Source organism: Candidatus Cloacimonadota bacterium, from assembly GCA_028706475.1.
GTDB lineage: Bacteria > Cloacimonadota > Cloacimonadia > Cloacimonadales > Cloacimonadaceae > UBA5456.
The window spans coordinates 36,225-47,092 of record JAQWBI010000012.1 but is presented as its reverse complement, the minus strand read 5'-3'; the positions used below and the strand labels follow the sequence as shown (position 1 = coordinate 47,092).

Annotated in this window: 7 protein-coding genes; 1 reads left to right on the top strand and 6 read right to left on the bottom strand. The window is 46.3% G+C overall.

The window, feature by feature from the left end:
• The first annotated feature begins 403 nt into the window (after positions 1 to 403).
• Positions 404 to 1,489, top strand: a complete 1,086-nt coding sequence (locus PHF32_03870) for a hypothetical protein (protein MDD4559864.1) — start codon at positions 404 to 406, stop codon at positions 1,487 to 1,489.
• A 69-nt stretch (positions 1,490 to 1,558) separates the two neighbouring features.
• Here the strand turns inward: PHF32_03870 and PHF32_03865 are convergent, their stop codons facing one another.
• Genes PHF32_03865 through PHF32_03840 form a run of 6 tightly spaced genes read right to left on the bottom strand, consistent with a single transcriptional unit; the run spans position 1,559 to position 10,583 of the window.
• Complete coding sequence (locus tag PHF32_03865) at positions 1,559 to 2,278, bottom strand: ABC transporter ATP-binding protein (protein ID MDD4559863.1); 720 nt, start codon at positions 2,276 to 2,278, stop codon at positions 1,559 to 1,561.
• Entirely contained in the window at positions 2,278 to 3,240 is a 963-nt protein-coding gene (locus PHF32_03860; GenBank protein ID MDD4559862.1) for an ABC transporter substrate-binding protein, read from the bottom strand. The genes PHF32_03865 and PHF32_03860 overlap by 1 nt, the downstream gene beginning before the upstream one ends.
• A 33-nt stretch (positions 3,241 to 3,273) precedes the next feature.
• Complete coding sequence (locus tag PHF32_03855; protein ID MDD4559861.1) at positions 3,274 to 4,203, bottom strand: tyrosine recombinase; 930 nt, start codon at positions 4,201 to 4,203, stop codon at positions 3,274 to 3,276.
• Positions 4,157 to 5,611 carry an IMP dehydrogenase gene (gene guaB / locus PHF32_03850; protein MDD4559860.1) on the bottom strand — a complete coding sequence of 485 codons (1,455 nt, stop codon included), beginning with the start codon at positions 5,609 to 5,611 and terminating at the stop codon, positions 4,157 to 4,159. Before guaB ends, PHF32_03855 begins: the two co-directional genes overlap by 47 nt.
• Positions 5,612 to 5,634: 23 nt before the next feature.
• Positions 5,635 to 7,356 (bottom strand): hypothetical protein, encoded by a 1,722-nt coding sequence (locus tag PHF32_03845; protein ID MDD4559859.1) that lies wholly within the window; start codon positions 7,354 to 7,356, stop codon positions 5,635 to 5,637.
• Entirely contained in the window at positions 7,356 to 10,583 is a 3,228-nt protein-coding gene (locus PHF32_03840) for a hypothetical protein (protein MDD4559858.1), read from the bottom strand. Before PHF32_03840 ends, PHF32_03845 begins: the two co-directional genes overlap by 1 nt.
• Positions 10,584 to 10,868: the final 285 nt, after the last annotated feature.

Here is a 10,868-nt window from a genome sequence, read left to right as displayed (position 1 = left end):
AGTTTGGGGCTATATGAGCGTCTGAGGTAGCCTGAATGGTCATGTTTTTCTGCCCTGATCAAGTGTGTTCGCAATGCTATTTTTTTAAAAGAGGCTGCAAAAAGCCACGAAATTCTGACCCAGTAAAAGCTATACACACGTAGTCATTTTTGTTGCGCATGAGCCCCTGAGGTGATTACAACGGCAAGTCTGTATTACCATGAACCCAATTTTGAAGCGAATGTGGCAAATCTGAAAAATGAAATACCTGGACATCTGCAATGGCTAACATCATATCTTTAATTGCTATTATAGACATGAGAACTCGATTTTTTGGGGGAATGCCAGTTAAGCCTTTCCCTTGACAAAAAACCAGGGACGCTTATCCTATGTATAAATACCCATAATGATTAAGGAGACAAAAATGAAAAAACTAGTTCTTGTTCTCATCCCATTACTGGTGTTGACCGGCTTGTATGCCGTTGAGTTTGACATTAGCGGAGAAAACCGCGCCCGAGCGGCTATCTACAACGACGCCACCGAAGTTGATGGCGGTCATATCGATAACCGTTTCAACATAGGTTTCGATTCTCAATTTCACCAAAACCTGAAATTCCGAGTTGCTGCAGAGATCGGAGACATCATTTGGGGAAATGGCGGTGGAGCCGTCGGAACAGATGCTGCATTCGACATCAAAGAATTGAATTTCGATTTTAATATCGAAGCTATCGATGCCAACATCATCGTAGGTCAACAATACTGGAATGACAGAATGAGTCTGGTGTTGGACGACTACTTCTCTGGAATCATGTTGAAGAAGCAGTTTGGCGATACCATTGATACTGAATTCGCCTGGATGAAAGTAAGAGAAGGCACTCTTACACAGAAAGACGATCATGATGTTGTCATGGCTCATGCCAGAATGAACTCGGACATGCCTTTGGGTATGTATCTGTTCTTCGGCAACTACGAGAATGTGGATGCAAGCAATCTTACTCTGATGCCATATTTGAGCATGGAAATGGGTCCAGCAGTATTTGATGCCAATGTCTTCATGGATATACAAATGCAGAATGATGACACCGAGACAGGCTTTGGTGCTGCAGTGAAAGCCAAGATAGATATGGATATCCTGGAACTGGGAGCCGACCTGCTGCTGGCTTCCGAAAACGGTTTGAGCACAGTGAGCCCCTGGTATCAGAACGGTCTCTACATCTATGGAATCGGCAAACATCATGATGGCTTGAACCTCTATTGGAACACCCCTTACCAGGGTAACACCGATATGTTCGCGAGCATTGTGGGAAATGTACGCGCTCCAGTAGCTGAAAAGATCGCTCTCTTTGGTGCTCTTGGTTACCTCACCGATATCGGAATGGAGTTCAATGCCGGTATGGAATATGAACTGATTCCTGATCTGCTCAACATGGCTGCCTATGGCGCTTATGGCATACACGACAATGAAACTAACAACTATATACTTGGTACCACAATGGCCATAGAATTCTAGATAAAATCTTTAAGAAACAGTAAAGGACATCTGCATATCGCGATGTCCTTTTTTTATGTAAAGTTCAATCTACAAGAGCGACCTGATGGTGAAGCTTAAATCCTTTATGTATTGTTCATTGGCATTTCTGTCTATATTGATGTTGTCGGAGAACATACCGTCCTTCATCACCTGTATACGGTCAGATAGTTTCAGGGCTTCATCGATGTCGTGAGTCACTAAAAGCACCGAAAGATTGAGCCTCTTCACGATGCTGGCAATCCAATCCTGTAAAGCGTTTCGCGTAAGTGCATCAAGATTTGCCAGGGGTTCATCCAACAACCATACCTTGCTTCCCGTCATACAGGTACGCGCTAAAGCAACTCGTTGCCGCAGCCCTCCGGAAAGCTGCCAGGGAAGATAATCAGCATAATTTTGAAGGCCAAATACAGGTAGTAGTGAATAAGCTTTTCCGCGTTCTTCCTTGATGTTTCTGCCCTTGACCCTTGCCGGTAAGAGCAGATTGTCAATCACCTTCAACCAAGGGAAAAGCAGATCATCTTGAGGCATATAGCCCAAATATCCGGTCTTTCCCGTGATCTCTTCATCGGTATAGCGAATGCTACCGCTATCCGGCATTGTGATACCCGCAAGCAATTCCAGTAAAGTGGTCTTTCCGCATCCGCTGGCACCTACTATGCTCACAAATTCACCTTCCTGCAGCTCAAAATCGATCTCTTTAAGCACACGGGATAGCGAGCCTTTGAATATAAAGGATTTGCTTACTCCATGTGCGGATAGTATCGTCATCAGGGCATCAAGTACTTGTTTGTAAAGGCTTTGTCTACATTGATGGATTTGCTGATAAGCTTTTCGTCACTCATCCATTTCGCAAAGCCAAACCATACATCCGAACTCTGATATCCCCAGTATTTAGCATCGGCCTGATACTGATCCGCCAGATAGTTCATGCTAAGCCTTACCTGATCTGTATTAAGCTCAGGTACGTGTTTCAGTAAGATCTCCGAAGCTTTAGCCGGCTCTTTTATACAAAATTCATAGCCTCTTTTCACTGCTGCCAGAAACTTGGCAGTAGTCTCTGGATTATCTCTCAGATAGTCCTCACTGCTGATGATCACTGGTGTATAGTAATCAAATACAGGATTCAGATCTTTTAGCGGAAGATAGTTCAGTTCTATACCTCTGTGTTCTGCCAATACGCCATCCCAGCCATAGTATATCCATTCGACGTCTGCATCTTTACCGATGGTGGAGAAGAAGTCATATACTCCTGATATCACATCCACCTTGCTGATATCTCCACCGACTCCTTCCACTACATTGGTCAGTATTGCTAACTCGGAAGGGCTGTCCCAACTGCCATAGCGCTTGCCTTCAAAGTCCTTGGGGCTGTTTATCCCCGCTTCCTTCAGAGAAGCAAAACCGGATGTATTGTGCTGAATAACCGCCGCTATGGATTGCAAAGGGATGCCTTCACTACGAGCTCGAATCACGTTCTCCTGATAGCTGACGCCAAATTCGCTCTTGCCCGTTGCTACAATCTGATCTGTGATTCCTTGCCCCGGCTGCTGGATATCAACTACCAGCCCTTCCTCGGCAAAGTAGCCGAGTTCTTGAGCTACATACAGTCCCGTATGATTTGTGTTTGGAGTCCAGTCCAGGGTTACGCTCAGTTTGTCCCCTGCGTTCTTTGATTTTCCGCAAGCAGATAAAAGCAGTAGCATCAATGCGAATAGTGTAAGTCTTCTCATTATTTCTCCTATGTATCCTAAGTCATTATCTCGTTATGCGCGGGGATGGAATTGTCTGTGGGTTTCCACCAGCCAACGCATGTCCACATGTGTATAGATTTGGGTGGTATTGATGCTTGAATGCCCCAAAAGACTCTGCACAATACGCAGATTCACTCCAGCTTCCAATAAGTGAGTGGCAAACGAATGCCGATAAGTATGAGGGCTAATGTCATGTTTGATGCCGGCTTTGACCACCGCTTCCCGCAGGATTTTCCAGAAACCCATGCGTGATAGCTTTTTACTAAAGCGATTCAAGAACAGGACATCACTTTGGTTGAACTTCAGCAGAATGGGACGATGAGTACTCAAATAGGAATCCAGCAAAGGATCAAGAGATTTCAGATAAGGCACATAGCGTTGCTTACTGCCCTTTCCCCGCACCAGCACAATATGCTGTTCACGCTTGAGATCGTGGATGCTGAGTCCCAAAAGCTCCGAAATGCGCATCCCTGTAGCATAGAGTAATTCCATCATGAGTTTGTTCCGCACATCCAGACTGTCGTTCAAGGGCAAGCCATCAAGCAACTGCTTCATTTCTTCCACCGATATCGTATCCGGCATGTAGTTCTCGGTTTTAATGGCGGGTACCATATCGAAATCCAGCTTCAGAGGGTAATCGTTTTCCAACAGAAAATCAAAGAACTGCTTTATCGCTACCCGCTTGCGCCTTAAAGAGCTTTTTTCCATGCCCATTTCCTGCAAGGCTGAGAGGTATTTGACCACATCATCGGGCAGGTAGTCTCCCAGAGCTTTGACTTCAAAGGCCAGAAAGTCCTTGATGTCACGCTCGTAGGCCTCAATGCTGTTCTTTGCCATTCCCCGCTCCACTTTCAGGTGGTAGAGAAAGGATGATAGCATCGCGATGTGAGAGGGATCAATCTCCACTATGATAGTTTGGAGTTTCTTTGGTAATGCGCACATCGTGAGGATGAGATTCTTTGAGTCCCGCCGGGCTTATCTCCACAAACTCGGCTTCTCTTCTGAGGCTTGTCAGATCTTTGGCTCCGATGTAGCCCATGCCACTACGCAAGCCGCCGATCAACTGATATATATAGTCTTTCAAGGGGCCTTTGTAGGGTACCATCCCCTCTATTCCTTCGGCAACCAGTTTACTTTCGTCGTTTGTACTTTGGAAATAGCGATCTTTACTACCCCGCTTCATAGCTCCGATGGAACCCATACCGCGATAACTCTTGAAGCGTCTGCCATTGTATATGATGGATTCTCCCGGGCTTTCGTCGCAACCCGCAAAGAGGGAACCAATCATCACCGCTGCCGCCCCTCCCGCCAAGGCTTTAACCACATCACCGGAGAACTTGATACCACCATCGGCAACAATGCCTACTTTCGCAATTTCTGCTTCCTCTGCGCAATCCATCACTGCAGACAGCTGCGGTACACCTATGCCGGCAACTACACGCGTGGTGCAGATAGAGCCTGGACCTATGCCCACTTTTACTGCATCTGCTCCGTTATCGATGAGATAGCGGCAAGCTTCTTTTGTGGCCACATTTCCCGCCATCACTTCGATGTTGGTCATTTGCTTTACTCTGCGCAGCGCTTCTTGAAAGTGGATATGGTGACCATGCGCTGTATCCATCACAATTAGGTCCACACCAGCTTTAGCAAGTTCCTGAGCGCGTTCCAGATAGTCTCCCGATACTCCGATTGCTGCTGCTACCAGGAGGCGATTGTGCTTATCCTGAACCGCTTGCGGAAAATTCTGACGCTTGATGATATCGCGCACCGTTATCATTCCCTTCAATGCCCCCAGAGAATCCGTGAGCAGGAGCTTTTCGATGCGATGCTTTTGCAAGAGCTGAATTGCATCCTCCCAATCTATGGATTCGGAAGCAGTGATCAGGCGATCCCGGGGTGTCATCAATTCCTTAACCTTACGCTTCAGGTTGTTCTCAAAGCGGATGTCCCGATTGGTGAGAATGCCCACCAATTTACCGTCTTCCAGCACCGGGAATCCCCCGATTCCGTGTTTTTCCTTTAAAGCAAGCACTCTTGCCAAGTCATCTTCTGGTGAAACGGTGTAAGGATTGCTTATTACTCCGCTCTCCGCCCGCTTCACAATATGCACCTGATTGGCTTGTGATTCGATGCTGAGGTTTTTGTGGATTACACCCAATCCCCCTTCCCGAGCGATGGCAATGGCGGTATCCGCTTCGGTAACGGTATCCATCGCTGCTGAAAGCAAGGGAATCTTCAGCAAGATATTTGGAGTAATCCTGGTATTCAAATCAACCGTGGATGGCAATACGGCCGAGTGTTTGGGTAACAGCAAAACATCGTCGAAGGTATAGGCTTTGCGTATCTTCATCGTCTCTCCAATTACTATTTTTCTTACATACTCATTTGGGTTCCGGACACACGGCTTATCATCTGCCGGAAACGTGGTGAAAAGATGCTGTTTGGCTTCTCTTTCAGGTATTCTCTGGCTCCTTGCTGTATCTCTTCACTATCATGCAAAAGCGACATGCTCAAGAGTCTTGCGTAGTCTCCTGCCAATTCGTCTTGAAACTCATGTTTTAGCAGTTGTTCCGCTTTATCTATATCCCCCAGCCCCACAGCCCATTCGATGGCCAATATCAATAACTCTTCATCTTTGCTTTGTTCGTAGAGCTGAGCGAGAGTATCCACTCCCCTCCTGTTATACAGATGCAGATCCCGAATAGCCGATCCAAAGCTACTTTTCTGAGCGCTATCCATCTCTATGGACAACATGTTTAGATAGATTATATCGTTTGCATAATCCGAACCAGGATGATGCAAGACATACTCATTCATTAGGGAATCAGCAATAGTGCTTTCCCCTTGCATAAAGTGGGATAAATACAGCAAATAATCCCGCATGGGGCTTAGCTCCCCCCCGACTGCTCCTTTTAGGGCTCTCTGAGCGTTCTCGTAATCTTCGTCCAGGATTGCCAGCCTGGCGAGTTCCATTTGCAATTCCTGCACTTCACCATGATACACACAGTAATCAATGGTATCTTGCAGCCATTTTCTTACCTGATTCAGTTCCACTCTCAGAGCGAGGTCATTGTTTGCCCTCAATCTGCGAAGTTTCACCAATATGCTGCTTTTGGGGGTTCCGGCAGATTTTGTCCAGAGCGAATCATTCAGCAGTTCATCCAACACCACGGCACAAGAATCATATTGAGCGCTTTGATGAAAGATAGTAGCCAGATCAAAGCCATAAGTAAGTCTCTGTATAGCTTGCGGGCTGTTTTGCATCAGGAAGCGATAAGCATCCCGGGCGATGTTATAATTGCGCAGTTTCATTTGCTCAGCGGCGAAATTCTTCATATAGGTAATGGGCAGTAGCTTATACACATCCAACGCATCCTGATACCGTTCGAGCGCAAGCAGAGTGGAAGCGAGCAGCTCTTTGGCCACATTATTATCGGTTTCGGTAACCAATTGCTGCACCATTTGTAACAAGCTGCCGTCTTCTTTCACAATAGCTGCCACTTGATTACGCACAAACAAATTGCTGTTTTGCGCATTCCTTGTCAGATCCAAGTACTCCGTCATTGCTCTTTGATACTGCCCTGTCTGCATGGCTGCTGAAGCGATCTCCAATTGAAAGAGCTGATTACCATGTCGCTCCCGGCCTTTGTCATAGATGCGCAACGCACTGTTGAAATCTCCCTTTTGGATAAAGAATCCGGCAATCACCTGATATTTCGACTGGTTTGAGCCGTACAAATCCAGATACGAATCTGCCAGACTATGTGCTTCGTCGAGCCTGCCCTGACTGATCAACAAGCGTATTCTGAATTCGCTATATGCGTTTTCCGGTATTGGGCGCTGATATTTCGCCAGCATTGCTTCCACTTTTGCATCTTTGGAGATAGTAAAATACATCTGGATAAGCTGATAAATACTATTCAGATCGTCCGGATACTTCTCCAGTATCTGTAGAAAAGCTTCTTCTGCCCGGTCATACTGTCTTTGCATCATCAGTTGATTGGCTTGTTGCACCAATATCTGACGCTCATCATATTGCCCGGCCAGAGGCATCAGGAAAAGCCCAAGAATCAGCAAAAGGATTGTCTTCTTCATCATTGGCTGCTCTCTTCCAGAAGTTTCAAGTATTCCATTATAAGTTGCTGATATTCTCGAGGATATTTCTTAAAATCATCTTCCAGCATCATAGCGCGGCGCAAGCGGTCATAATCCACCTGCTGCGGCTGGTTTTCGGACGCTTTTCCACTGCTGCTTGTAGCTTGCCTGCGCTCGCTGGTATCTCTCTTATTGATAGAGCGTTGCGCGTCCAAAAGGCGGCTAAGGATATTCTCCTGACGCCTCAAAAGGTCTTTATCGATTTGATTGTTGCGCAAAGCACGCGCCACCGCTTCTGCTTCTTCGATGATTTGTTTGAGGGCATTACCCTGCTTCTGAGCCTCTGGATCCTGCTGCAGAGCGCGTTTCAGGTTTTCCGCCAGTCTCTCGTGATCGGAGGCCAGTTTACCCATCTGTTCCCTCGTTGCGCTGTCCATACTGGATCCTTGGGCTTGCATCTGCATCATCATTTGCTGCGTCAGCATATTCATCGCCATCTGTTCCTGCCCCATTTGCTCCAGCATCTGCATCAAAGATTGCATACCACCGCCGCTTCCGCCACCTGCTGATGAACTTTGCAGAGCCAGGATCAGGTCGTGTGCCATCAGATTCAAGCTTTCTTGAATGGTCTCTAGATGCTTCGCGATATTGGGGCTGTAGCTTTGTCCCAATACAGAGAATACCTCCCGGAAAGCCCGATTAGTCTGGCTTAGGTCCATGTAGAACTTCGGTGGAATCACCATGCTCACTTGAGCTTCGCTAAATAATTTGTTCAATATGATCTGTAAACCTTCGTAGGAAGAAATGAATTCCGGTACCAAAGGATATATGTCGTTCTGATATCGTGCTTTAGTCTCCTCGTGCTTTTTGGAAAAGATCAGAAGCTCGCGAATGGCTTGCTCCAAAGCTTGTTTCATCTGCATCTGAGAACCAGAATTCATGGAACTCTTCATTTCGCCCAGTTTCAGGGAGAAACGCCGCATCTTTTCCATCGCTGAGGCTTGAAACTGCATGGATTGGCTACGCTGGTTCTGTTCCAAGGCTTGCTGGCTTTTGTTGATATCCTGCTTAGTGTCGCTATTTTTCATGTCCTGCAGCAATTCCTGCAATTGCCTGGAGGCATTCGGATCCTCTTTCAGCATTTCCTGTAGCTTTTCCAGTTCTTCGGCCAGAGTGTCATACTTTTCCGATATCTGATCCTGGTCTTTAGCCAGTTTCTGATGGTCCTGGCTACTGTCTCCGGTCTTTTCGTGCAGACTACTCTGCATCCTTTCCATTTCTTCAGCTATCTGCAAGGCCTTTTGCACGGCTTGCTCGTTCTTTATACTCTCCAGAAGGGCTAGAGTCTGCTCGATATTCTTGGCAAAATCTTCCATAGAAAACTTGAATTCTTCCAGAGCTTTTTTGAGGGCTGCCGGATCTACGCTTTCCATAGCCCGCTCCAGTTTACGCATGGCTTCCAACATCTCTTCGGTAGCAATTTCCTGCATCAGCTCTTGTATACGCATCATCTTTTGCAAGGTTTCCTGCGAAAGAGTGCTGTTGGCCTGCATCTTGTCGATCAGTTCCTGATAATCTCCGGCAATATTATCAACTTCTTCCAAAAGCTCTTCTTGTTTGGACAGTATGTCTTGAAGCTGCTCTTTGTCCTCCCACTCCAGTTGCGGATCTTTTAGTAATTCCCTTCGCTTCTGTTCAAAACGTTCCTGCAGATCCTTACTTTCTTCCAAGCTCTCACCCAGATCTTGTTTACGTTGCTGTTCCTGCTGCTCAATCTCGGAGTAAATTTCCTCAATCGAAGGGAATCTGGCACGATACCGGGCACTAGTACCTTTTTGCGGTTTCAGAGCGTTGTCGTAGATCTCTGCCCAATAACTTACCACATCTCCGGGAAAGAGTTCCAAGTCTTGCAAATGCCACAGATAATCTGTATTGAACATCTTGTTTGATATCACTTGCCGGATACTACTTTGCCTTACTTCATCGCTGTTTACCTGATAATACAAGATGCAATTTGCCAGACCGAAATCATCATCAGCACTGATTATCAAGGGTAGCATCAGGTTTTGATTCAGTATAGTATCCTCTCCAGGAAAGATAATGCGAATCTGAGGCGGATCATCAGGGATTACTCTGATGAATTTCTCTTCAGGACGGGATTTTCTACCCAGCTCATCTACCAGTTCCAAGTACCAGGTATGTGGATTTGTTATCTTTAGTTGAACCAGGTGCTCAGAGGCGCTCAGAGCAGTCAAATCCTTTCGGGAAGCGTCATCAAAGACCATCGTAGCTTGCGTAACAGGAATATTGGTGATCACTCGCAGGTTTACCACGCTGCTCTTGTAGGCTTCGATGTTGCCGTAGCTGAGGCTGTCTGTATATGCTGGTAACGCAGTATAGGCAGGATATGAGTAATGCACTTGCCACTTTTTCACTATGGGCTCGTCCAATACCATAATCCGATATACAGGGCTTTGGGTGATCTCGTTTTCAGCGTAGTATTCTATGGATTGCTCAAGGCGGGGAAACAGATATGAATAGCTGCTGAGCCCTAATTCCCGCCAGGTATCCCCCACTCTGAAGTACAACTTGTAATTCAAGCGTGGATCGGGATCTTCTACACGGATTAATAGCTGTTCATTCTTACCGATTGTGATGCTGCCGGGGCTAAGCGTAATCTCTTCTTTATAAATGATTTTGGGAGCTCTATTGGTGTAAAACTGTTTGAAAGCGACTGCAAAATCCCCTTGAAACCAATACCAAAATCCGCAAACGGCTAGCAGATAAAAGCCTATTAACAAGAGTGCCCTACCCGTCAGTATCCGGGGTACAGCATATTTCTGCTGCTGCATCCGATCTATGGCAGAAGCCATCAAGGCCTTGCTGATGGGGTTTTGGGCGTCCCTTATGCTCAATTCCCAGGCATTCTGATATAGATCGTCTTCGGCTCCATGCAACATATCCAGATAACGCGCCACCTTTGTGTAGTCCCACATATCACGATAGCCTTGCAGGACTAGGTACAGAATGCATAAGGCCAGACCTACCCGGATGGCCAGATTTGCATAGAGCAAAGCCGGAGAGTGAGCCCCCAGGATCAACCAGAGAATAAAATACAGGTGCAAACCGCAAATGAAGAGCATAATACTGCCTGTCACGGCACGGATTGTAATGCCGAGATTGATGCGTGTGCGGTATTTGTTTAACTCTGCTCTGTACTCTTGCATCTGTTTCTCCCTTATCTTTAAGGATAAACAAAATAGATGCCTTATGCTGTCAAGCCAAAAACCACTCCAACTCGGGATAGTTCATAATCATTGCTGTGATGAGGTCTTTTCTGCCTGATTGTCACCGATTCTCCAGAGATTGTCTGTTTCTGACGGACGTTATTTTGCGTATCTCTGCATCTTGTTCTTTACGTGGAGATTCTAAGCAATCATGGTAAACAAGGTATCAGTCAATCGGATATGTCTGAATTCATTAACATAGCTCTCTGCTTTAGCGCTTGCCGA

Coding starts and splice junctions, on each gene's coding strand:
- PHF32_03870 (MDD4559864.1), top strand. CDS start 404: ATGAAAAAACTAGTTCTTGTTCTCATCCCATTACTGGTGTTGACCGGC.
- PHF32_03865 (MDD4559863.1), bottom strand. CDS start 2,278: ATGACGATACTATCCGCACATGGAGTAAGCAAATCCTTTATATTCAAA.
- PHF32_03860 (MDD4559862.1), bottom strand. CDS start 3,240: ATGAGAAGACTTACACTATTCGCATTGATGCTACTGCTTTTATCTGCT.
- PHF32_03855 (MDD4559861.1), bottom strand. CDS start 4,203: ATGTGCGCATTACCAAAGAAACTCCAAACTATCATAGTGGAGATTGAT.
- guaB (MDD4559860.1), bottom strand. CDS start 5,611: ATGAAGATACGCAAAGCCTATACCTTCGACGATGTTTTGCTGTTACCC.
- PHF32_03845 (MDD4559859.1), bottom strand. CDS start 7,356: ATGAAGAAGACAATCCTTTTGCTGATTCTTGGGCTTTTCCTGATGCCT.
- PHF32_03840 (MDD4559858.1), bottom strand. CDS start 10,583: ATGCAAGAGTACAGAGCAGAGTTAAACAAATACCGCACACGCATCAAT.